This is a genomic window from Duganella sp. S19_KUP01_CR8 (assembly GCF_036688705.1).
Taxonomy (GTDB): Bacteria; Pseudomonadota; Gammaproteobacteria; order Burkholderiales; family Burkholderiaceae_D; genus Rugamonas.
Genome location: NZ_JAQQPR010000013.1, coordinates 164213 through 185863, shown reverse-complemented (window position 1 = coordinate 185863; position 21651 = coordinate 164213). Strand labels below are relative to the sequence as shown.

At 64.6% G+C, this 21651-nt stretch carries 17 protein-coding genes; 7 read left to right on the top strand and 10 right to left on the bottom strand.

Going from position 1 to position 21651, the window contains the following annotated elements:
- Positions 1-87 precede the first annotated feature (87 nt).
- On the bottom strand, positions 88-2139 hold the full coding sequence (locus tag V6M89_RS15200; protein WP_332853946.1) for a sensor histidine kinase: 2052 nt from the start codon (positions 2137-2139) through the stop codon (positions 88-90).
- A gap of 150 nt (positions 2140-2289) precedes the next feature.
- On the opposite strand from V6M89_RS15200, the gene V6M89_RS15195 reads away from it, so the two are divergent.
- The 4 genes from V6M89_RS15195 to V6M89_RS15180 all read left to right on the top strand — a co-directional run bounded on the left by V6M89_RS15195 (position 2290) and on the right by V6M89_RS15180 (position 5651).
- The gene (locus V6M89_RS15195) at positions 2290-3300 is read left to right on the top strand and encodes a dienelactone hydrolase family protein (RefSeq protein WP_332853945.1); all 1011 of its coding nucleotides are present in this window, start codon (positions 2290-2292) and stop codon (positions 3298-3300) included.
- Positions 3301-3360: 60 nt separating this feature from the next.
- Complete coding sequence (locus V6M89_RS15190; protein ID WP_332853944.1) at positions 3361-4335, top strand: GlxA family transcriptional regulator; 975 nt, start codon at positions 3361-3363, stop codon at positions 4333-4335.
- A gap of 99 nt (positions 4336-4434) precedes the next feature.
- Positions 4435-5427, top strand: a complete 993-nt coding sequence (locus tag V6M89_RS15185; RefSeq protein ID WP_332853943.1) for an SLAC1 anion channel family protein — start codon at positions 4435-4437, stop codon at positions 5425-5427.
- An 8-nt stretch (positions 5428-5435) separates the two neighbouring features.
- On the top strand, positions 5436-5651 hold the full coding sequence (locus V6M89_RS15180) for a DUF2783 domain-containing protein (protein ID WP_332853942.1): 216 nt from the start codon (positions 5436-5438) through the stop codon (positions 5649-5651).
- Here the strand turns inward: V6M89_RS15180 and V6M89_RS15175 are convergent.
- Both V6M89_RS15175 and V6M89_RS15170 read right to left on the bottom strand, forming a co-directional pair.
- Positions 5648-6367 (bottom strand): substrate-binding periplasmic protein, encoded by a 720-nt coding sequence (locus V6M89_RS15175; RefSeq protein ID WP_332853941.1) that lies wholly within the window; start codon positions 6365-6367, stop codon positions 5648-5650. The genes V6M89_RS15180 and V6M89_RS15175 overlap by 4 nt on opposite strands.
- A 9-nt stretch (positions 6368-6376) precedes the next feature.
- Entirely contained in the window at positions 6377-7231 is an 855-nt protein-coding gene (locus V6M89_RS15170) for a helix-turn-helix transcriptional regulator (protein ID WP_332853940.1), read from the bottom strand.
- Positions 7232-7338: 107 nt separating this feature from the next.
- Between V6M89_RS15170 and V6M89_RS15165 the strand changes: the two genes are divergently transcribed.
- Positions 7339-7968, top strand: coding sequence for a glutathione S-transferase family protein (locus tag V6M89_RS15165; RefSeq protein WP_332853939.1), 630 nt, complete (start codon positions 7339-7341; stop codon positions 7966-7968).
- Between the two features lie 119 nt (positions 7969-8087).
- Here the strand turns inward: V6M89_RS15165 and V6M89_RS15160 are convergent, their stop codons facing one another.
- On the bottom strand, positions 8088-8687 hold the full coding sequence (locus V6M89_RS15160) for a DUF3606 domain-containing protein (protein ID WP_332853938.1): 600 nt from the start codon (positions 8685-8687) through the stop codon (positions 8088-8090).
- A 1079-nt stretch (positions 8688-9766) separates the two neighbouring features.
- Positions 9767-10276 (bottom strand): single-stranded DNA-binding protein, encoded by a 510-nt coding sequence (gene ssb, locus V6M89_RS15155; protein ID WP_217941661.1) that lies wholly within the window; start codon positions 10274-10276, stop codon positions 9767-9769.
- Positions 10277-10517: 241 nt separating this feature from the next.
- On the opposite strand from ssb, the gene uvrA reads away from it, so the two are divergent.
- A complete protein-coding gene (gene uvrA / locus V6M89_RS15150) occupies positions 10518-13364 on the top strand; it encodes an excinuclease ABC subunit UvrA (RefSeq protein ID WP_332853937.1) in 2847 nt (948 codons plus the stop codon).
- A gap of 87 nt (positions 13365-13451) precedes the next feature.
- On the opposite strand, the gene V6M89_RS15145 is transcribed toward uvrA, so the two are convergent.
- From V6M89_RS15145 to V6M89_RS15130, 4 genes are all read right to left on the bottom strand, one after another.
- A complete protein-coding gene (locus V6M89_RS15145; RefSeq protein WP_332853936.1) occupies positions 13452-15260 on the bottom strand; it encodes a DUF885 domain-containing protein in 1809 nt (602 codons plus the stop codon).
- A 316-nt stretch (positions 15261-15576) separates the two neighbouring features.
- Complete coding sequence (locus V6M89_RS15140; protein WP_332853935.1) at positions 15577-16194, bottom strand: TetR/AcrR family transcriptional regulator; 618 nt, start codon at positions 16192-16194, stop codon at positions 15577-15579.
- A gap of 38 nt (positions 16195-16232) precedes the next feature.
- Positions 16233-17483 (bottom strand): dipeptidase, encoded by a 1251-nt coding sequence (locus tag V6M89_RS15135; RefSeq protein WP_332853934.1) that lies wholly within the window; start codon positions 17481-17483, stop codon positions 16233-16235.
- Between the two features lie 120 nt (positions 17484-17603).
- Positions 17604-19472 (bottom strand): phosphoenolpyruvate carboxykinase (GTP), encoded by a 1869-nt coding sequence (locus V6M89_RS15130; RefSeq protein WP_332853933.1) that lies wholly within the window; start codon positions 19470-19472, stop codon positions 17604-17606.
- Positions 19473-19754: 282 nt separating this feature from the next.
- On the opposite strand from V6M89_RS15130, the gene V6M89_RS15125 reads away from it, so the two are divergent.
- Positions 19755-20765, top strand: coding sequence for a D-2-hydroxyacid dehydrogenase family protein (locus V6M89_RS15125; protein ID WP_332853932.1), 1011 nt, complete (start codon positions 19755-19757; stop codon positions 20763-20765).
- A 58-nt stretch (positions 20766-20823) separates the two neighbouring features.
- Here the strand turns inward: V6M89_RS15125 and V6M89_RS15120 are convergent, their stop codons facing one another.
- On the bottom strand, positions 20824-21591 hold the full coding sequence (locus tag V6M89_RS15120) for an L-asparaginase (protein WP_332853931.1): 768 nt from the start codon (positions 21589-21591) through the stop codon (positions 20824-20826).
- Between the last annotated feature and the right edge of the window lie 60 nt (positions 21592-21651).

Here is a 21651-nt window from a genome sequence, read left to right as displayed (position 1 = left end):
GCGCCAGGGGCAGCAACGCCAGCGCCAGCGCGCCCAGCAGCACGCCCAGCAGCAGCACAGGCCGCCCGCGCCCCGCCCCGGCCCGCATCAAGACGCGCCCCCGTCGCCGTAGGGCAGGCGCAGCGACACCCGCGTGCCGCGCTGCGGCGTGCTGGCCAAGGTGACCTCGCCGCGCATCAGGCCGACCACCATGCTGTGCACGCTGGCCAGGCCGAGCCCGGCGCCGGTCAGGCCCAGCTGGGTGGTGTAGAACGGTTCGAACACCTGCGCCAGATGCTCGGGGGCGATGCCGACGCCGTCGTCGCTCCAGTCGATGACGATGGCGTCGGCGCCGGCGCGCGCCTCGACCACGATGGCGCCGCCGGCGCGGCGGCCGAAGGCGTGCAGCAGGCAGTTGTCCAGCAGGTGCTGGAACACCTGCTGGCAGGCGCCGGGGTAGCCGTGCAGCCACAGCTGGTCCGGCAGCGTCAGGGTCAGGCTCACGCCGCGCGCCTGCAGGCCGTGGGCCCAGGCGCCGGCGCAGAAGCGCAGCCGCTCGGCCAGGTCGAAGCGGCTGGCCGGCTCCTGGGTCGGCTGGCCGGACAAGCCCTTGAAGCGCTCGACCAGGCGGTTGATCTGCGCCAGCGCGCGGTCGACCAGCTCGCCGCCCTGGGTGACGCTGGCCAGCAGGCCGGCCACCTCGCTGCGGCGCAGCGCGCCGGCGTCCAGGCCGCGCCGCAAGTCCTCGGCCTGGGCCGTGATGGCGCTGGCCGCCACCCGCGCGTTGCCCAGCGGCGTGTTGAGCTCGTGCGCCATGCCGACCACCATGCGCGACATGCCCAGCTGCTTTTCCTGCTGCATCAGCGCGCGCATCGCGTGGCCCAGCTCGTCCGTGCGCTCGCGCACCTGCTGCTCCAGCCGGTCGTGCGCGCCCTGCAGCGCCGCCTCGGCGGCCTGGCGCACCGCCACCTCGCGCCGCAGCGTCTCGAGCGCCTGGCCCAGCTCCTGGTTGCGCTGCACCAGCGAGTTCTCCAGCACCGTGCCGTGCTGCGCCAGCAGGGCGTTCTGGTGCAGCAGCTGCGGCCGCTCCATCACCGCGCTCAGGGTCTCGCCCAGCGAGGTCGCCAGCGCGCGCTTGTGGCGCCGCTCCAGCCCCACCTGGTCGATGGTGGCGCGCAGCGCCGCGTCCAGCCGGCCCCAGCGCCGGCCATAGCGGCGGATCGCCCACAGCGTGATCTCGCGCAGGCGCGTGCCCTGCGGGGTCTCGTCGTCCAGGCCGGCGTCGTAGGCCAGCAGCGCCGGCCAGGCGCGCTCGCGCGCGCCGTCGGCGCAGTCGGCCAGCAGGGCGCACAGCCGCAGCCACGAGCTCCAGTAACCGTCGTGGCCGAACTTGGCGCGCAGCTGGGCCATGTAACCGCGGCTGGCATCGGCCTGCTCGCAGCTGGCGCTGACCACGGCCAGGTTGAGCAGCGCCAGGCATTCCTGGGCGTCCAGGCCGGACTCGCGGGTGCGACGCAGCACCAGCTCGCGCCGCGCCAGGCAGTCGCGCCACAGCGGCGCGGCGGCGGCCTCGTCGGGCTCCTCCAGCGCCAGGTAGTAGGCGCCCGAGGCCGCGCTGTCGAGCAGCATGACGTGGATGGCCGGCGCCAGCTCGCCCGGCTCGGCCAGCATGGCGGTGCAGAACTGCAGCAGCTCCAGGTGCATCTCGGCGCCCAGCATCACGCGACAACGGCTGGCGCGCATCTGCGTGGCCAGCCGCGGCAGCGCGCAGCGCGCGTACAGCTCGGCGGCCTTGGCCAGGCTGTCGAGCGCCGCGTGGTGCAGCCGCAGCCGCATCTGCACCCAGTGCAGCGCCCGCAGCGCGGCGGCCTGGGCCAGCGGGTGTTGTTCGGTTTGCGCCTGCAGCTGCAGATTCCTGGCCGGCAGCAGCAGCGCGTCGGCAGCGACGGCGGCGTCGGCGGCCCGCGCCAGCAGCTGGAACGCCGCCAGCTCCAGCGCCTGCGAGCCGTTCAGGCGGCAGCCGGCCAGCTGTTGCAGGGTCGGGGCGTAGTGCGGCATCTCCTGCGCCATCAGGCAGAGCCGCAGTACTTGCAACAACTGCTCCGCCTCGGCCGCTTCGCTGGCGGTCGCGACATAGGATCGTGTTTCAGATGCGGACATGGCACTGCCCCCGTAGCGAACTCACATGTCAGACCAGTATTACACGAAGTCGCTTTCAGCTGAACAGCCGGCCAGGCGGCTGTTGCAAAAACGTGGCTGAAATGGTATTTACATTATTATCAATAAAACAAACTTATGGACGCCACCCCGATGAACACCCCCGCCCTCCTGCTGTCGGCCGCGCTGCTGCTGGCCGCCAGCGCCCCGCACGCCCAGCAATTGAACGCCGCCAGCCAGGGGCGCATCGAGTTCGACAGCTACACCCCCAAGACCATGTTCGACCTGGCGCGCGAGCGCCGCGAAAACTGGGCGCCGCAGAAAATATGGGGCGAGCTGAGCCTGCCCAAGCCGGCCGAGCCGCCGGCGCCGGTGCCGGCCATGGTGCTGATGCACGGCAGCGGCGGCATCGAGGCCAGCATGCAGACCTGGGTGGACGCCTTCCACGCGATCGGCGTGGCGACGTTCGTGGTCAGCAGCTTCGAGCCGCGCGGCGTCAAGCGCACGGCGGAGGACCAGACCCTGGTGCCGGCGGCGGCCAACCTGATGGACAGCCTGCAGGCGCTGCAGCTGCTGGCCACCCATCCGCGCATCGACCCGGCGCGCATCGGCGTGATGGGCTTCTCGCGCGGCGGCAGCGTCGCCTTCCAGAGCGCGGTGGAGCCGCTGCGGCGCGCGGTGCTCAAGTCGGAGCTGCGCTACGCTTTGCACATCCCGGTGTACGCCGGCTGCGGCCAGGTGTACTGGTCGCCGGAGCTGAGCCGGGCGCCGATGCTGAACCTGGTGGGCGAGGCCGACGACTACACCGGCGCCGCCGCCTGCGAGCAGCTGGCGGCGCAGTACGCGGCGGCCGGCGCCGGCATCCGCACCATCAAGTACGCCGGCGCCCACCACTCGTGGGACGGCAACTACCCGGTGCACCTGCTGCCGCAGGCCACCACCGGCATCGCCTGCGAGGTGGTGCGCTGGGACCTGGCCAACTGGACCCTGCGCACCGAGCCGGCCGGCACGCCGATCGCGGCGGCCAGGGTGGGCGAGTATTTCGCCGGCTGCGTCAAGCGCGGCGTGCACGTGGGCCGCAACGACGCCGCGCTGCGGCAGTCGCGCCACGACGCGCTGGAGTTCGCGTCGCAGGTGTTTTTCGGCGCCGCCGCGCCCAAATAAGCGCCGGCCGCTGCCATCGCTTATCATGGACCGACATGGCGATGGCAAAAGGCGGATGCGGTGAAGATAACCCTGGTGGTGCTGGATGGCGTGCAGGCGCTCGACGTGGCGGGTCCGCTGGACGTGTTCGCCGAGGCGAACGACTTCCTGCCCAAGGAGCAGCACTACGAGATCACGCTGGTGGGCGGCCGGCCGGACAGCGTGCTGTGCTCCAGCGGCATCGAGTTCAAGGTCCATTGCGACTACCTGAACCACCACGCCGACAGCGACATGCTGCTGGTGGCCGGCGGCCCGCGCTTCCCCGAATACCGGCCGGAACCGGCCCTGACCGACTGGCTCAAGCTGCGCGCGCGCGGCGCCCGCCGCTACGGCGCGGTGTGCAACGGCGTGTTCCTGCTGGGGCACGCCGGCCTGCTGGCGGAGCGGGAAATCACCACCCACTGGGACCACGCCGAACGGCTGTCGACCCAGTTCCCCGGCGCCAATGTGCGTCCCGACAAGATCTTCGTGCGCGACGGCAACCTGTTCACCTGCGGCGGCGTGGCCGCCGGCATCGACCTGTGCCTGGCCCTGGTCGCCGAGGACTGGGGCCACGAGCTGGCGATCAAGGTGGCCAAGCGCCTGATCGTCTACATCCGGCGCGACGGCGGGCAGTCGCAGTACAGCCCCTACCTGGCGGTCGGCCCGGACGAGGACTCGCTGGTGGCCAAGGTGCTCAAGCATGTGACCGACCACATCAGCGACGCCCTGACCATCGAGGAGATCGCCGACGCCGTGGGCGTGAGCCGCCGCACCTTCTCGCGCGCCTTCGCCAAGCATGCGCATGTGACGCCGTCGGTGTTCGTCGACCAGGTGCGCATCGATTTCGCCCGCAAGCTGCTGGAGGAGACCGACGTGCCGCTGAAGACGGTGGCGTTCCGCTGCGGCTTCAGCAGCGCCACCCAGATGCGCATGATCTTCTCGCGCCAGCTGGCCACCACGCCCAAGCTGTACCGCGAACGCTTCCGCGCCGGCGACCACGGGCGGGCCGCTTAGCGGATTTGGGGACATCCGGCACTCCTTTTGGGTCAGCCCGCTCACAGGCGGGCGGCGCCGGGGCAGAATGGCCTCACGCAAAACACCCCCACTGGAGTCATGATGGAAGCCGTTCAATTACACCCCGCCGTTCCCGCGCGCGCCATGCCGTCGCTGCGCTACCTGCCCGTCAGCCTGTTCGGCTCCGTGATGAGCGTGGCCGGCCTGGCGCTGGCCTGGCGCCTGGCCAGCAAGACCTACGGCGCCGACATCGCGGTGGCTAACGCGCTCGGCATCGCCGCGCTGGCGCTGTTCGCGGTGCTGGCCTTGTCCTACCTGGGCAAGCTGCTCAAGCATCCCGAGCTGGTCAAGCACGAGTTTTCGCATCCGGTGATCGGCAGCTTCTTCGGCACCGTCGGCATCAGCGTGCTGCTGCTGTCGAGCGTGATCGGCGGCTACAGCGCCCCCGCCCAGCTGGTGGTGTGGAGCATCGGCAGCGTCGCCACGCTGGCGCTGAGCGTGGTCATGATATCCCGTCTGCTCAACGGCAACGCCGCGCCCACCAGCGTGGTGCCGGCCTGGCTGATCGCCGGCGTCGGCAGCCTCGACATCGTGGTCACCGGCGGCGCGCTGACGGCCGAGTGGACGCATGAGGTGAACCTGTTCGCGGCGGCCATCGGCGCGGTCAGCGCGCTGGTGTTCTTCGTGCTGATCTTCTCGCGGCTGGTGCACCAGGAGCCGCTGGCCGCGCCGATGCGGCCGTCCAAGATGATCCTGGTGGCGCCGTTCGCGGTCGGCTTCATCGCCTACGTCAACCTGGTGCACCGGGTCGACATGTTTGCGGCGCTGCTGTTCTACTTCGCGCTGTTCCTGTTCGCGATCATCGGCTATCGGCTGGCGGTGAAGCCGGCGCCGTTCTCGCCGTCGTGGTGGGCGATCGGTTTCCCGATGGCGGCGCTGTCCAACGCCGCGCTGATCTACGCCAACGCGGTCGGCGGCGCCGGGCTGCAATGGATCGCCGCGATCCTGCTGTTGCTGCTGACGGCGGCGGTGCTGGTGCTGTCCCTGCGCACGCTGTGGGGCCTGGCCGCCGGCCGCCTGCTGACGGCCTAGGAGCGCACATGGACCTGCCACTGAACCTGGGCCAGAACCTGGCCGACTACGACGATTTCTACGCCATGCTCAGCGACTCGCAGCAGGACCTGGACGAAAGCCAGAGCAAGATGCTGAGCGATCAGCTGGTCCTGCTGCTGTCCAACCACATCGGCGACCTGGCGGTGTTGCGCCAGGCGTTCGCGCTGGCGCGGGTCAATGTCGAGCGGACTCTGCCGCGCTAGTGCAAGCGCGTGAGCATGCTGGCGAGGCTGCCATCCTTCAGCGCCTGGCCGATGGCCTGGTCGATTTCCTCCAGCGCCACATGGCCCTTGCGCGAGACGGCGCAGCGCGTGGCGAAGGACATGACGGAGAGCGGCGGATAGATCGCCAGCGGCTGCTGGCGGATGCGCTGGTAGTAGTCGAGCACGACCCGGGTGATCAGGATGTGCCGCACCCGGCCGCGCATCAGCTTCTCCATATTGCTTTCCATATTGGGCGCGTTGTCGCGCACAAAATCCTTGCCCAGTAACGCATCCATCTCGGGATGCAGGTAGCCCAGGATGGTCCCGACCGGCTGGCCGCGCAGTTCCGCAATCGCATGGACTGGCGGACCGCGCGTATCCGTCACCAGCACTTCTTCGGTGGTGAAGACGACCCGGCTCCACAGATAATCGCCGGTCAACCATTCCGGCATGTAGGCGCACAGGAGGTCGGCCTCACCGCCTTGCAGCGCATGCTCGAGTCGCTTGCGGGGCAACATCACAAAGCGCACCTGGCGTCCCATGTGGCGGGCCAGGATCTCGCCGATTTCCTTGTGCAGTCCATCGACCAGGCGGCCGTTTTCCACCCGCGCCATCGGCATATTGGCGGTGCTGTCCACCATCACGACCAGTTCGGCCGTCCGCGCCTGTAAGGCCGCGCCCAACAGGCACGCCATCAATAGGAGGTTTGCGCGCATCGTCATATTCTAGCCGAACACGATCAGGCGGCCCGACGTGGCGCCGGCGCGAAACGCGCCCGGCGTGACGCCGACGATCTTTTTGAAGAAACGCGCCAGATGGCTTTGGTCGTAGAAACCACAGGCAAACGCGGCGTCGGCGATGCCCATGCCGCCGCGCAGAAACTGCTGCGCGCGCGCGATACGGCGCTGCAACTGATAGCTGTGCGGCGAAATACCCACCTCCCGGCGAAAAACCCGGATCAGGTACAGCGGGTCCATGTCGACCAGCGTGCCCAGCTCGGTGAGCGTGACGTCCTGGTCGAAGTCGCGGTCGAGCCGCTGCTTGACGCGCCGCACCGCCTCGCGTTCCGGGGCGGCTTTTTCCGGCACCGGCAAGCCGTAGCGGCCGAACACCTTGGCCAGCAGCTCGATCAGGATAGTCTCGCGCTCCATCGACAGGCAGGAGCGCTGGATCATCCGGTGCCGGTACAGGATTTCCCTGGCCAGCTCGGGATCCTGGCGCAGCGGCTGGCGAAACAGGTGCAGGTAGTCGGCCGCCACCTGTCCGTGCAAGACCTTGTCGTTCAACCAGGCCGGATCGACATAGATCATCTGGTAGCGCCAGCCCTGCCCGTCTGCGGCGCCGCCGTCATGGATTTCGGTGGGGGTGATGGCGACCACGCTGCCCGGCGTGCCGTACCAATGAGCGCCCCGGTAAAACAGCTTTTCGGCGCCGCCGGAAATGACGCCGATGGCATAGCGGTCGTGCGAGTGCCGGCCAAACGTCTGCTGGTTGTAATGGGCCACCAGCAGCTCGCTGTCGCCCTCGGGGATGCGCCAGAACTGCGAGAAATCCTGCGCTTTATTGTTCGTTGCAGCCATTTCGCCTTATCCAGTTTTGTACAAGATGTGAACAAAAAACATTCATAAAATGAATGCGCTGTTCTCTTCCTACATGGCCTCCAGACTACTTCAACTTAAATACACATATGGCAACTACACTCATTATAGGCGACTACGCCAAGTCATCCTGGTCCCTGCGCGCCTGGCTGGTGCTGCACGCCGCAGGCCTTGAATTCGAGACGGTGCAAGTGGCATTGGACCACGCCACGACCAAGGCCGACATCCTGCGCTACAGCCCCTCCGGCATGGTGCCGGCCCTGGGCAGGGACGGCATCGTCATCAACGACAGCCTGGCGATCTCGGAAGCGATAGCCGAAGCCTGCCCGCAGGCCCGGTTATGGCCGGCCGACGCGCGGGTGCGCGCGCTGGCCCGCGCCGCCGCCGCCGAGATGCATGCCGGATTCACCCATCTGCGCACGCAAATGTCCTTCGGCCTCGACCTTGGCGACGATCCGGGCGCGCTGTCGCCGGACACCGAATGGGAAATCCAGCGGGTGTTCCAGATCTGGCGCGGCTTGCAACAGGCGGCCGGCGGCGGCCCCTTCCTGTGCGGCGAGTTCGGCATCGTCGATGCCATGTATGTGCCGGTGGTGTTCCGCTTCCGCCGCTACGGCGTGGCCATCCCCGCCGATTTGCAGGGATATGTCGCCGCCATTCTGGACCATCGCCACGTCCAGCAATGGCAGGCGCTGGCCGTGCACAGCTGTACGGCTTGAGGAAAACTCAATGATAAGGATATCGAGCTGCCCTTTCCTACATTGAGCAGTAACAGTCTGAAGTACAAAGGGCGCCAATCTGGCGCCCTTTATTGATGTACTGAAGTTGGTTGCCCCGATTACGCAGGCCGGAACCTTTTTTTTGCGACAACCTTTATACCTGATGCCTTTTGTTTCGCCTCTTGTCTCTCTTTGGAGTCCTTTATCGCTCGTGTCAGCTGTTCTTCGGAAACACCCAAAGTTTGCACCCAGTACTGGATTTCGAGTTTCTCTTCGGGATTGATCTGATTAAAAAAAAGCCCGGGTTTTCTGTATATCACGACGCCTTTTCCAATTCGCCCTGAAATACGATCACCGACTCGTACAGCTGTAACCGCAGCCGCTACTTCCTTGAGCGGCTGACTTGCCGCAACCAATCCTGCGATAGAAATGTGTAGATCCCGCTCGTCAAGGCATAGCACACTACCTCCGAATCCAAGCTCAAGCTGAGAGAGCGCTTCTTCAGAGAGCGACGCTAGTTCGCCATATTTTTCAATCGGCAGCGTAATGGCCGTACGATCCGCGAAATCAAGTTCAATCGCACGGCGACTTTTGAGATAACGCAAAGCTGTGGCATGGGGGCCAGCAAAACTGCGCACCCGGCCCCTCGCGATTGCATCGTCGCGAACCTCTCCAGTGACAGGCTTTCCGTAAGGTTTGCGTGCAATGATTGTTTTCATAACTTAATCCTCAAGGGCTCCGCGTCGCCGGCAAACGTCAAGATCGTCTCAGCACTGGCAGGCTCATATGTTGCCGATTGTATCTGAGGCATGCCCTTCTTGGCACTCTTCCCGTCAACCTCTTCGTTGTTCACTGGGTCCCAATATTTATTGTCCAAGCATATCTTTATAGACGTACTCGAATGAATGGTCCACCAGTATTGGCGGGCTTTGCGCAGGTTGGCAGGTTTTTCGATAACTAGACGCAGCTCCTCTAAGACGGACTCGCTTGGCGCCATGTGATCGGGTTCTACATCCCATAAGTCTACGCTGTTGTGCCAAAAACTGAATTTGAATCGCGCATCCCAGCCGTTGTGGCCAACATGAACGTGTGGCGGACAATGCTCGTTACGGGTTAGGACCGCTATGGTCATTCCCTTATGCTTGCATATCAACATTGATGGCCCAGGAAATACAAAACGCAAGAATAAACCTTACTTTTATGCAACGCAAGCGACGCAATCTACTAAAATAAAAACCGTCTGTATGGCGCGAGTGCGGTCTCAGGCCAGCAGATACGGAGGCCGCAGACAGGACCAACGAACGGTTAATGTTGTAGTGGTCTACATGGGCCCTAGGCGGCCCATACCCCGCGAAATTGGACCTCGACCAGCGCCACATCACGACTCCCCATACTCAGCTAGACGAATCGTCTCCATAATCATCGTGGACGGGTTCACTGCTGAACCGTCCCTGCTCTCGCAAGCCGTAAGCTGCGCCACGTGCATCAGAAGCAAAGCGCACCGGTCCCAGTCGTTGAGGTGCAGGAGTACTAGCCACCTGTCGGGCTATCGTGAACGAGTAACTTCCCGTAGCGAGGAATGGTTTGATGATGCCAGTCACCAAGCAATAGGGAATGAAGTACGAGGCCTGATTACGGCTGAATGGGAAGAAGCTCTTGCTCGTGTTGAGCGCATGCTGCAAGACGTATAGGTTATCGAAGCGTAAATAAATTTTTCAAGATCATTAAAAAAGCCCCGTAACTTCAAAAAGTTACGGGGCTTTGTTTATCGCCTGTTCGACCTGTTCCACAGTGCCGCTTAGAACGGGATGTCGTCATCCATGTCCGAGAAGTTCGGCGCTGGGCGTGGCGCCGGGCGCGGCGCTGGTGCCGGTGGCGCCATCTGCGGACGCGGTGCCGGTGCCTGGCGTTGCTGCTGTGGCGGGGCTTCGTAGCCGCCGCCGTCGTCCATGCCGCCGCCGTCACCCATGCCTTGACGGCCACCCAGCATTTGCATCTGCTCGGCGATGATGTCGGTCGCGTACTTCTCTACGCCGTCCTTGTCGGTGTACTTGCGGGTCTGCAGGCGGCCTTCGACGTAGACCGACGAACCTTTTTTCAGATACTGGCCGACGATTTCAGCCAGGCGGCCGAAGAACGAGATACGGTGCCACTCGGTGAGCTCTTTCTGCTCGCCGGTGTTGCGGTCCTTCGATTTGTACGATGTCGCCACGGCAATGTTGGCGATCGCGTCACCGCTAGGCATGTAGCGAATTTCCGGATCGCGACCCAGATTGCCGACGATGATGACTTTGTTGACTGATGCCATGTATGAAACTCCTGAGTAACGGCGGCCGCAAAAGCGGGCTGTTTAACAAATGCTAAACGACGATTATAGACGATGCCGCCGACCGGTCACCGAAATTTCCGTGCAGACCAACTTGTAACGGCGCAAGAAAATACTGGTATTATATACAGTGTCGAGCCACCGGAACGCGATCCAGCGCAAGGTCGGCGCAAGTAATCAAACCCGGCTATAGTAACGGGTTGACCCGAAAGGCAAAAAATCCATGGAACAGATCCGCATCCGCGGCGCACGCACGCACAACCTCAAAAACATCAACCTCGACCTGCCACGCAACAAGCTCATCGTGATTACCGGCCTGTCCGGCTCCGGTAAGTCCTCGCTGGCGTTCGATACGCTGTACGCCGAGGGCCAGCGCCGCTATGTGGAATCGCTGTCGGCCTATGCCCGCCAGTTCCTGCAGCTGATGGAGAAGCCCGACGTCGACCTGATCGAAGGCCTGTCGCCGGCCATCTCGATCGAGCAGAAAGCCACCTCGCACAACCCGCGTTCGACGGTCGGCACCGTGACCGAGATCCACGACTACCTGCGCCTGTTGTATGCGCGCGTCGGCACGCCGTACTGCATCAACCACCCGGACCATGCCTTGGCCGCGCAAACCGTCTCGCAGATGGTGGACGCCGTGCTGGCCATGCCGGAAGCGACCAAGCTGATGATCCTGGCGCCGGTGGTGGCCAACCGCAAGGGCGAGCACTCCGACCTGTTCGAGCAGATGCAGGCCCAGGGCTTCGTGCGCTTCCGCGTGCAGAGCGGCACCCACGACGCCAAGATCTACGAAGTGGACGACCTGCCCAAGCTGAAGAAAACCGAGAAGCACACCATCGACGTGGTGATCGACCGCGTCAAGGTCAGCGCCGACATCAAGCAGCGCCTGGCCGAAAGCTTCGAGACCGCGCTGCGCCTGGCCGACGGCCGCGCCGTGGCCTTGGAAATGGACAGCGGCGCCGAGCACGTCTACTCCAGCAAGTTCGCCTGCAACGAGTGCGGCTATTCGCTGCAGGAGCTGGAACCGCGCCTGTTCTCGTTCAACAACCCGATGGGCGCCTGCCCGGAATGCGACGGCCTCGGCCACATCGAGTTCTTCGATCCGAAGCGCATCGTCGCCTTCCCGAATTTGTCTCTGGCCTCCGGCGCGGTCAAAGGCTGGGACCGCCGCAACCAGTTCTACTTCCAGATGCTGTCCAACCTGGCGGCCTACTACGAGTTCGACCTCGACCTGCCGTACGAGCAGCTGCCGAAGACCGCGCAGGAAGTGATCCTGCACGGCTCGGGCAAGACCAACATCCCGTTCACCTACGTCAATGAGCGCGGCCGCACCGTCATCAAGGAACACGCCTTCGAAGGCGTGGTCACCAACCTGGCGCGCCGCTACCGCGAGACCGATTCGATGGCGGTGAAAGAGGAGCTGGCCAAGTTCATCAACGAGAAGCAGTGCCCGTCCTGCCACGGCGCGCGCCTGCGGGTGGAGGCGCGTTTCGTCAAGGTCGGCACCGGCAAGCAGGAAAAGGCCATCTACGAGATCGCCGAGAAGCCTTTGCGCGACACGCTGTCCTTCTTCGAGCAGCTGAAACTGAAGGGCGCGAAAAAAGAGATCGCCGACCGCGTGGTCAAGGAGATCATCTCGCGCCTGCAGTTCCTCAACAACGTCGGCCTCGACTACCTGTCGCTGGACCGCAGCGCCGACACGCTGTCCGGCGGCGAAGCGCAGCGCATCCGCCTGGCCTCGCAGATCGGCTCCGGCCTGACCGGCGTGATGTACGTGCTGGATGAACCGTCGATCGGCCTGCACCAGCGCGACAACGACCGCCTGATCGAAACGCTGAAGCACCTGCGCGACATCGGCAACAGCGTGCTGGTGGTGGAGCACGACGAGGACGCGATCCGCACCGCCGACTACATCGTCGACATGGGCAAGGGCGCCGGCGTGCACGGCGGCGACATCATCGCCCAGGGCACGTTGCAGGACATCCTGAAGAACAAGAATTCGCTGACCGCCCAGTACCTGAAAGGCACGCTGAAGATCGCCGTGCCGAAGAAGCGCCACGTGGCCAATGAGGACAAGCAGCTGGTGATCACCGGCGCCACCGGCAACAACCTGAAGAAGGTCAACCTGCACCTGCCGGTCGGCCTGATGACCTGCGTGACCGGCGTGTCCGGCTCCGGCAAGTCCTCGCTGATCAACGACACGCTGTACCCGGCCCTGTCGCGCCATCTGTACGGCTCGCAGACCGAACCGTCGCCGCACGACTCCATCAGCGGCCTGGAACATTTCGACAAGGTGATCTCGGTCGACCAGGCGCCGATCGGCCGCACGCCGCGCTCGAATCCCGCCACCTACACCGGTCTGTTCACGCCGATCCGCGACCTGTTCGCGACCGTGCCGACCGCCAAGGAACGCGGCTACAGCGCCGGGCGCTTCTCGTTCAACGTCAAGGGCGGCCGCTGCGAAGCCTGCCAGGGCGACGGCGTGATCAAGGTCGAGATGCACTTCCTGCCGGACGTGTACGTGCCGTGCGACGTCTGCCACGGCAAGCGCTACAACCGCGAAACGCTGGAAGTGCACTACAAGGGCAAGAACATCACCGAGATCCTCGACATGACGGTGGAGGACGCGCACGAGTTCTTCAAGCCGGTGCCGCTGATCGCGCGCAAGCTGCATACGCTGCTGGACGTGGGCCTGGGCTACATCAAGCTGGGCCAGAGCGCCACCACGCTGTCGGGCGGCGAGGCGCAGCGCGTCAAGCTGTCGCTGGAACTGTCCAAGCGCGACACCGGACGCACCTTGTACATCCTGGACGAGCCGACCACCGGCCTGCACTTCCACGATATCGATTTGCTGCTGAAGGTGATCCACCGCCTGCGCGACCAGGGCAACACGCTGGTCATCATCGAGCACAATCTGGATGTGATCAAGACGGCCGACTGGATCGTCGACCTGGGACCGGAAGGCGGCGCGGGCGGCGGCAAGATCATCGCCGCCGGCACGCCGGAAGACGTGGCCGCCAATCCTGCCAGCGTGACCGGCAAGTACCTGGGACCGCTGCTGAAATAAGCAAGCAACTACCCCGCAACCCGGGCGCCGGGGTCGGACCCCGTACGGGGTCAGACCCCTTTCGGCCGCAGTGCGGGGTGACGGCCTTTACTGCGCGGTGACGCGGGTCTGCTTCAGCTTCTCCGCGACCACCCAGTCCTTGATGTGCGATTCCAGCACATCCATCGGCAACGCGCCCGCGCCCAGCACCTGGTCGTGGAAGTTGCGGATGTCGAAACCGGTGCCCAGCTCCTTGCGCGCGTAGTCGCGCAGCTCAAGAATCTTCAGCTGGCCGATCTTGTAGCCCAGCGCCTGGCCCGGCCACACGATGTAGCGGTCGGTCTCGCTCTGCACTTCCACTTCCTCGATGCCCGAGTGCTCGTGGAAGAAGTCCACCACCTGCTGGCGGTTCCACTTCTTGTAGTGCAGGCCGGTGTCCACCACCAGGCGGATCGCGCGCAGCATCTCATCCTGCAGGTGGCCGTAGTAGCTGTACGGGTCCTGGTAGAAGCCCAGTTCCTCGCCCAGACGTTCCGAGTACAGCGCCCAACCCTCGGCATAGGCGGTGTAGTTGCCCTGCTGGCGGAAGGTCGGCAAGCCTTCGATCTCCTGCGCGATGGTCAGCTGCATGTGGTGGCCCGGCACGCCTTCGTGCAGCGCCGTGGTTTCGATGTCGATGGTCGAGCGGTGCTCGAAGTCGCCGGTGTTGACCATCACGCGGCCGGCGCGCTTGCCGTCCGGCGAACCTGGCATGTAGGCCGCAGCCGACGCACCCTTCTCGCGGAATTCCTCGACCGGCTTGATTTCCACTTTACCCTTCGGCAGCACGCCGAACTGCTGCGACAACTGGGTGTACATCTGGTCGGTATATTTCTGGTACAGGTCGATAATTTCCTGGCGCGATTTCGGATGCAGCTCCGGCTTGGCCGACACCGCCTTGTTGAAGCTCTTCAGGTCCTTGTAGCCCAGCTTTTGCGCCGTCGCCAGCATCTGCGATTCGATGCGCTTGACTTCGGACAGGCCCAGCTGATGGATCGCTTCCGGCGACATCTCGGTGGTGGTCGAGGACTTGGCCTTGTAGGTATAGCGCGCCGCGCCATCCGGCAGCGACCACATGCCGACGTCCATGCGGCCGTAAGGCGCGTACTTGGTCTTGGTGAACACGGCCAGCTTCTTGTAGGCCGGGATCACGTCCTTCTGCACCGCCGCCAGCACTGCCTTGCTCAGGCGCGCCTTGTCGGCGTCCGAGAAATCTTTCGGGAATTTCTTCAGCGGCTCGGCGAACGGCGAATCGGCCGGCTTGATGGCCGCCACGTCCTCGCACTGCTTGACGATTTTCGGGATCAGGAATTTCGGCGGCATCAGCTTGTCGTGCACGCCTTTTTCCATCTGTACGCGGGTCTCGTCGAACAGCTTGGGCAGCGTGTGCAGGCGGACGATGTAGTCCTCGTAGTCCTTGACGGTATCGAACGGCAGCGCCGAGACCAGCTGCGGCGCATCGATGTGGATGCCGGAGTTCTGCGCCAGCGGCATCTCCCATTCCTTGAAGCGCCCGCCTTCCACGCTCTGGCGCAACTGGCGCACCATCAGGTCGCGGTTCAGCTGTTCCTGCAAGGGGAAGCCGGTGGTGTCCACCGCTTCGAAGCGCTTGAGGAAGTCGGCGGTGAGCTTGAGGTCGGCCTCGATGCCGGCCTGCGAGAAGTCGGACCATTTGTCGTTGTAGCGCTTGTCGCCCAACAGCGACGCCCACTCAGGGCTGGCGCGCATGGTGTATTCCCACTGCTCCTTGATCAGGGAGTTCAGTGCTTCGCGGCGACCCGCCAGGTCGGGAGCTGCCGGGTCGGCATGGGCCACGCCCAGGATCAGGGAAAACAACAGGGCGCTGGCGACGCCGATACGGGTAGTTGCAGTTGTCATGTCTAGAGGCCTATCAGGAAAAAATGTTGAGCATGCACTGTAGGCCTGCGGCCGCCCCGCCGCGCGCGAATTGCGCTGGAATGTTGAAACAAGGGCATGAAATGCATATTCCCGCGACAGGCGAGGTTCGCTCAGAACAGGACGAAGTCCTCGTTGCAGCTGGGTAGCGAACGCAGCACGCACCACAGCGGGCTGCGGTACGCAAAGTATAGTCCGACGGGAATCAGCATCAGCAGGGCGGCCATCATATTCTCCTTTTTTCGCACACGTGTGCGAAACTGGTTTAAAGAAAACCGCAGACGAGCTGCGGCCGGGTTTATTCCATGTCGTTGAAGCTTTTGTAGGTCGAGATCAGCCGGCTGAAGGCGCGCTGCATGTGGCGCCTGGCCTGCTCATCGCGCAGGAAACGGGTGTCGTGCATCAGGCCCACGATCAGGCTGTAGATTTCGTAGACCAGCTGGCCGGCGTCGGTGTCGGGCCGCAGGTGACCCAGCTCCATCGCCTGCAGGATGGTCTTGCGCAGCGACGCGCGCCAAGCCATCACGCCTTGCTGCAAGCGGTCGCGCAGCGGGCCGTGCTGGTCGTCGAACTCGAACGCGCCGGCGCTGTACAGGCAGGCGTTGTTCAGGCCTTCGTTACAGGCGCGCTGCGACCAGGCGCTGACCATCGCCATCAGGCGCGGCAAGCCTTTGGGCTGCTGCAGCGAGGGCAGGAAGATGTCCTGCGCGAAGCGGCGGTCGTATTCGTCGAGCACGGCGGCCTGCAGGGTCTCCAGCGAGCCGACGCGGGAAAACACGCCGCTCTTGCTGATGCCGGTGCGCTTGGCCAGCTCGCCCAACGACAGCTTGCCGATGCCATCGGCCGCCGCCATGTCCAGCGCGGCGTCGATGATGGTGGCGAAAGTCGCCTCGCTTTTTGCGGTCAGGGTGTCCATGCATCGAACTTTAGCACACCCGTGCGAAATAGCCAGCGTTATTTTTCCTTCTTGCCGTCCAGCGTGGCGATGGTGGCGGTACTGGGCGGGCGCTGCGCCTGCAAGCGCTTGGCCACGCGCTCGGCCTGCTCGAAAGTGCGCAGCATGTTTTCGCCGGCCAGCTTTTTCAGGTCGGCGTCGCTCCAGCCACGGCGGATCAGCTCGGCGAACAGCTCGGGATATTTGGACACGTCCTCCAGCCCCACCGGCGTGACCCCGCCATAGAAATCGCTGGCGATGCCGACGTGGTCATGGCCGGCGGTCCGGGCGACATAATCGATATGGTCGGCCACATCCTTCAGCGCGGCCTTGGGCGACGGGCCGTGTTCCCTGGTGTAGCTGTCTTCTATGCGTTTGAGCTCGGCGTCGTCGGCGATTCCCTTGCTCAGTTTTTCGAGTCCGTCGCCCCAGGCCATGGCGTCGCGGTTCACAAACGGCGGTACGAAAGTGACCATCACCACCCCGCCGTTGGCGGCCATGCGCTGCAGGATGGCGTCCGGCACATTGCGCGGATGGGCGACCAGCGCAAACGCCGAGCTGTGCGAGAAAATCACCGGCGCGGCGCTGGTGTCGAGCACGTCGCGCATGACGTCGGGCGAGACGTGGCTGATATCGACCAGCATGCCGAGGCGGTTCATTTCCCGCACCACTTCCTTGCCGAACGGAGTCAGGCCGTGGTGGCGCGGAGCGTCCAGCGCGGCGTCGGCCCAGTCCAAGGTCACGTTGTGGGTCAGCGTCATGTAGCGCGCGCCCAGGCTGTAGTAGGCGCGCAGTGCGCCCAGCGAGTTTTCCAGCACATGGCCGCCCTCCATGCCCAGCAGCGACGCCACCTTGCCCTTGGCCGCGATACGGCGCACGTCCGCCACCGACAGCGCCAGCTCCATCGCCTCCGGGTACTTGGCGATCATGCGCCGGGCGATGTCGAACTGTTCCAGCTGCACTTTGGCGTAGCCTTCCTTGGTTTCGCCCGGCACGAAGATCGACCAGAACTGCGCGCGCAGCTGGCCTTGCTTCAGGCGCGCCACATCGGTTTCGCCGCTGGTGGTCTTGCGCATGTCGTAGGCCTCGACGTCCATCGGCGCCTTCGGGTCTTCGCGGATGGTCCATGGCAGGTCGTTGTGGCCGTCCAGCAGGATGGTGGATTTCAGCAGCGTCCGCGCGTGGGTCAGCGCGGCATTGTCGGCGTCGGGCGCGGCGGCGGCGGCAAAAGGCAGGACTAGAGCAAACAGCAATACTGGAAGACGCGACATGAATATCCGATCAGGAAGGTACAAATCGGCCGATACTAGCATGCGAGCAATGCGGGCAAAAAAAATCCCCGTGTGGCGTTGATGCACACACGGGGTTTTTTCAGTCTCCTCCAGGCCGGCTTATCGTGCCAGGCGCTTCTCCAACTCAGCCTTGACGGCGGTCAGTTCGGTAGGCAGATGGTAGGCCAGTTTGGCGAACAGTTCATCGTGCAGTTTCAGTTCTTCGCGCCAGGCGTCCTTGTCGATCGAGGTGATCGTTTCGAACTCTTCCGGCGAGAACGGGATGCCGTCCCACTTCAGGTCGCCGAAGCGCGGGGTGGTGCCGAAGATGTTTTCGACGCCGCCGGCCGAGCCTTCGATGCGTTCCAGCATCCACTTCAGCACGCGCATATTGTCGCCGAAGCCAGGCCAGACGAAATGGCCCTGGTCGTCGGTGCGGAACCAATTGACGCAGTAGATCTTCGGCAGCGTGGCGGCGTTGACCTTGCCCAGCTTCTCGCCCAGGTTCAGCCAGTGCTGGAAGTAGTCGCTCATGTTGTAGCCGATGAAAGGCAGCATCGCGAACGGGTCGCGGCGCACGATGCCCATCTGGCCGGCGGCGGCGGCGGTGGTTTCCGAGCCCATGGTCGCGGCCATGTAGACGCCTTCCACCCAGTTGCGCGCTTCGGTCACCAGCGGCACGGTGGTCGAACGGCGGCCGCCGAAGATGAAGGCCGAGATCGGCACACCGGCAGGATCGTCCCAGGCCGGATCGATCACCGGGTTCTGGGTCGCGGCCACGGTGAAGCGGGCGTTCGGGTGGGCGGCCTTGGTGCCGGAGGCCGGCGTCCAGTCCTTGCCCTGCCAGTCGATCAGGTGCGACGGCGCTTCCTTGGTCAGGCCTTCCCACCAGATGTCGCCGTCGTCGGTCAGCGCGACGTTGGTGAAGATGGTGTCCGAACCCAGCGACGCCATGCAGTTCGAGTTGGTGCGGGTGTTGGTGCCCGGCGCCACGCCGAAGTAGCCGGCTTCCGGATTGATCGCGTACAGGCGGCCGTCGGCGCCCGGCTTGATCCAGGCGATGTCGTCGCCGATGGTGGTGACTTTCCAGCCGTCGAAGCTGGCCGGCGGGATCAGCATGGCGAAGTTGGTCTTGCCGCAGGCCGAAGGGAAGGCCGCCGCGACGTAGTGCTTCTTGCCTTCCGGCGATTCCACGCCCAGGATCAGCATGTGTTCGGCCAGCCAGCCGGTGCCGCCATTTTGCGCGTCCTGATGGCCCATGTTGGAGGCGATGCGCAGCGCGAAGCACTTCTTGCCCAGCAGCGCGTTGCCGCCGTAGCCGGAACCGTAGGACCAGATTTCGCGGGTCTCAGGGAAGTGCACGATGTATTTGGTGGCGTTGCAAGGCCAGGCGACATCCTTCTGGCCGGCGGCCAGCGGCGCGCCGACGGTGTGCACGCACGGCACGAACTCGCCGTCGGTGCCCAGCACGTCGTACACGGCCTTGCCCATGCGGGTCATGATGCGCATATTGACCGCCACGTATGGCGAATCCGACAGTTCCACGCCGATGTGGGCGATCGGCGAACCCAGCGGGCCCATCGAGAACGGCACCACGTACATCGTGCGGCCGGCCATGCAGCCGTCGAACAGCGGGTTCAGGGTGGCGCGCATTTCCGACGGCGCCATCCAGTTGTTGGTCGGGCCGGCTTCTTCCTTGGTGTTGGAGCAGATGTAGGTGCGGTCTTCGACGCGCGCGACGTCGGTCGGGTCGGAGCAGGCCAGGTAGGAGTTCGGACGCAGTTCCTGGTTCAGCTTTTTCATGGTGCCGGCGGCAACCATTTCAGCGCACAGGCGGTCGTACTCTTCCTGCGAACCGTCGCACCAGTAGATGCGGTCCGGTTTGGTCAGGGCTGCGATTTCCGCTACCCAGTTGATCAACTTTTGCTGCTTGATGTAAGCTGGGACGTTGAGCAGTGCTGCAACGCCACCCATGACGGGTTGATTCATACTACCTCCAATGCTAATTAAAATTCTGCATGCGGCAGGATCGTCGTCAGCTTTTGGCTTGCGCTCAGATGCCCATTCGAAATGGGTCGGCGGGGTCACGGCGGTCTTGCGCGGCCCGGATTCATGATCGACGGGCCTTATTTTTGAGGCGATTGTACACCCGTCAATAGCTGTTCCAGTCAAAAATGTAGGAGAATTAGTTGAGTAAAGTAGTAAGCTATTCAGGTTCTTTTGCAAGCCGTTATTTCCCTACGAAATTCCTCATAAAATCGGTTATCTTCCATGAAAATTGCGATTCTCGACGATTATCAGAATGCCACGACCACGCTGGCCTGCATGGCTTTATTGCGCGGACACGACGTCAAAGTGTTCAATAACTCGACCCGCGGACTGGGCCAGCTGGCGATCCGCCTGGCCCCGTTCGACGCCCTGGTGCTGATCCGCGAACGCACCGCGCTCAACCGCGCTTTGCTGGCCAAGCTGCCCAATCTGAAGCTGATTTCGCAGACCGGCAAGCTGGCCGGCCATGTCGACGTCGAGGCCGCGACCGAGCTGGGCATCGCGATCGCCGAGGGCGTCGGCTCGCCGACCGCGCCGGCCGAGCTGACCTGGGCGCTGATCATGGCGGCGGCGCGCAAGATCGTGCCCTACGCGACCAACCTGAAGGACGGCCAGTGGCAGACCGCGTCGATCAACCCGCAGCTGAACGGACTGGGCGTGGTGCTCAAGGGCCGCACGCTGGGCATCTGGGGCTACGGCAAGATCGGCCAGGTCATCGCCGGCTACGGCCGCGCCTTCGGCATGCAGGTGATCGTCTGGGGCAGCCAGTCCAGCCGCGACAAGGCCGCCGCCGACGGCCACGGCACGGCGGCCTCGCGCGAGGCGCTGTTCGAACAGGCGGATGTGCTGAGCCTGCACCTGCGGCTGCATCCGGACACGCGCGGCATCGTCAGCGCCGACGACCTGGCCCGCATGAAGCCGAGCGCGCTGTTCGTCAACACCAGCCGCGCCGAGCTGGTGCAGCCGGGCGCGCTGGAGCAGGCGCTGCCCCAGGGGCGTCCGGGCTACGCCGCGCTGGACGTGTTCGAATCCGAGCCGCTGGCGGCCGACAGCCCGCTGCTGCGCATGCCGACCGTGCTGGCGACGCCGCACCTGGGCTATGTGGAGCAGGATAGCTACGAGCTGTATTTCCGCCACGCGTTCCAGAACATCGTCGATTTCGCCGCCGGAACCTGCGACAAGATCAACAACCCGGATTACATTCGTCATTCCCGCGAAGGCGGGAACCCATAGAACGCTGGACAGCAAGCGAAGCATGGATTCCCGCCTGCGCGGGAATGACGTGCCGGCGCTAGTCGGTTTGCTCTGGGATTTCCGGCAGGCCGGTCAGGCTGATGCGGGGGGCGGGCATGGCGTGCACCTTGCTCCACAGACCGGCCCAGCCGGGCGGCCAGGGGATGTCCGGCCCGACATACGGCGGCAGGGTGGCGCGCACCGGCACCACCGGCACCGGCGGCATGTCGACCAGCGGGCCGCCGTCGGGTCGCTGCATGTCCAGGCTGTACATATAGCCCGGCAACAACGCATCGCACACGCTGGCGAACCAGGCCGTGTGGTCCTCGTCGCGGCCCAGCGCCTGCGCCAGCCCCTGCGGGTCGAACCGAGCCAGCGCGTGGATCAGCTCCTCGGTGCTGGCGCCCGGCGTGTCGCCCCAGCCCAGCACCGGGTTGACGTTGTAGTCGGCGCCCGAGCCATACCAGCCCTCGCGCCACGAACGCTGCATCCAGTCGCGCTGGCCGGTGAACAGGTGCCAGCGCCAGTGCAGGCCGGACGGCTTGGGCCAGGAATACAGGTAGAGCCGCTGGTAGCCGGCCTCGTGCAGCGCGCGCACCAGCGCCATCAGGCGCGCGTGCGGCATGCGGTCGGGCGGGGCGCGGCGGAACAGGATGGCTTCGCCGTCGGCGAACTGCACCTCGTCGGTGGACAGGTTCAAGTCCAAGGTCCTCGCCTCGCTGCCGAAACGGGCCGAGATCCAGCCGGTCAGCAAATTGACCGACGTGATGACGCCGTAGCCGCGATGGCGATGGAAAATGACGGTTCCGGGGGCAAGCGCTTTCATGGTGTCGTAACGAACAAAGAAACCAGTGTAGCCATAGTATGCCCAAGTTTCCAGCCCGCC

What these genes read in the sequence shown, in the direction of transcription:
- V6M89_RS15200 (WP_332853946.1), bottom strand. Translation starts at nt 2,139, where the DNA reads ATGTCCGCATCTGAAACACGATCCTATGTCGCGACCGCCAGCGAAGCG.
- V6M89_RS15195 (WP_332853945.1), top strand. Translation starts at nt 2,290, where the DNA reads ATGAACACCCCCGCCCTCCTGCTGTCGGCCGCGCTGCTGCTGGCCGCC.
- V6M89_RS15185 (WP_332853943.1), top strand. Translation starts at nt 4,435, where the DNA reads ATGATGGAAGCCGTTCAATTACACCCCGCCGTTCCCGCGCGCGCCATG.
- V6M89_RS15180 (WP_332853942.1), top strand. Translation starts at nt 5,436, where the DNA reads ATGGACCTGCCACTGAACCTGGGCCAGAACCTGGCCGACTACGACGAT.
- V6M89_RS15175 (WP_332853941.1), bottom strand. Translation starts at nt 6,367, where the DNA reads ATGCGCGCAAACCTCCTATTGATGGCGTGCCTGTTGGGCGCGGCCTTA.
- V6M89_RS15170 (WP_332853940.1), bottom strand. Translation starts at nt 7,231, where the DNA reads ATGGCTGCAACGAACAATAAAGCGCAGGATTTCTCGCAGTTCTGGCGC.
- V6M89_RS15165 (WP_332853939.1), top strand. Translation starts at nt 7,339, where the DNA reads ATGGCAACTACACTCATTATAGGCGACTACGCCAAGTCATCCTGGTCC.
- V6M89_RS15160 (WP_332853938.1), bottom strand. Translation starts at nt 8,687, where the DNA reads ATGAAAACAATCATTGCACGCAAACCTTACGGAAAGCCTGTCACTGGA.
- ssb (WP_217941661.1), bottom strand. Translation starts at nt 10,276, where the DNA reads ATGGCATCAGTCAACAAAGTCATCATCGTCGGCAATCTGGGTCGCGAT.
- uvrA (WP_332853937.1), top strand. Translation starts at nt 10,518, where the DNA reads ATGGAACAGATCCGCATCCGCGGCGCACGCACGCACAACCTCAAAAAC.
- V6M89_RS15145 (WP_332853936.1), bottom strand. Translation starts at nt 15,260, where the DNA reads ATGACAACTGCAACTACCCGTATCGGCGTCGCCAGCGCCCTGTTGTTT.
- V6M89_RS15140 (WP_332853935.1), bottom strand. Translation starts at nt 16,194, where the DNA reads ATGGACACCCTGACCGCAAAAAGCGAGGCGACTTTCGCCACCATCATC.
- V6M89_RS15135 (WP_332853934.1), bottom strand. Translation starts at nt 17,483, where the DNA reads ATGTCGCGTCTTCCAGTATTGCTGTTTGCTCTAGTCCTGCCTTTTGCC.
- V6M89_RS15130 (WP_332853933.1), bottom strand. Translation starts at nt 19,472, where the DNA reads ATGAATCAACCCGTCATGGGTGGCGTTGCAGCACTGCTCAACGTCCCA.
- V6M89_RS15125 (WP_332853932.1), top strand. Translation starts at nt 19,755, where the DNA reads ATGAAAATTGCGATTCTCGACGATTATCAGAATGCCACGACCACGCTG.
- V6M89_RS15120 (WP_332853931.1), bottom strand. Translation starts at nt 21,591, where the DNA reads ATGAAAGCGCTTGCCCCCGGAACCGTCATTTTCCATCGCCATCGCGGC.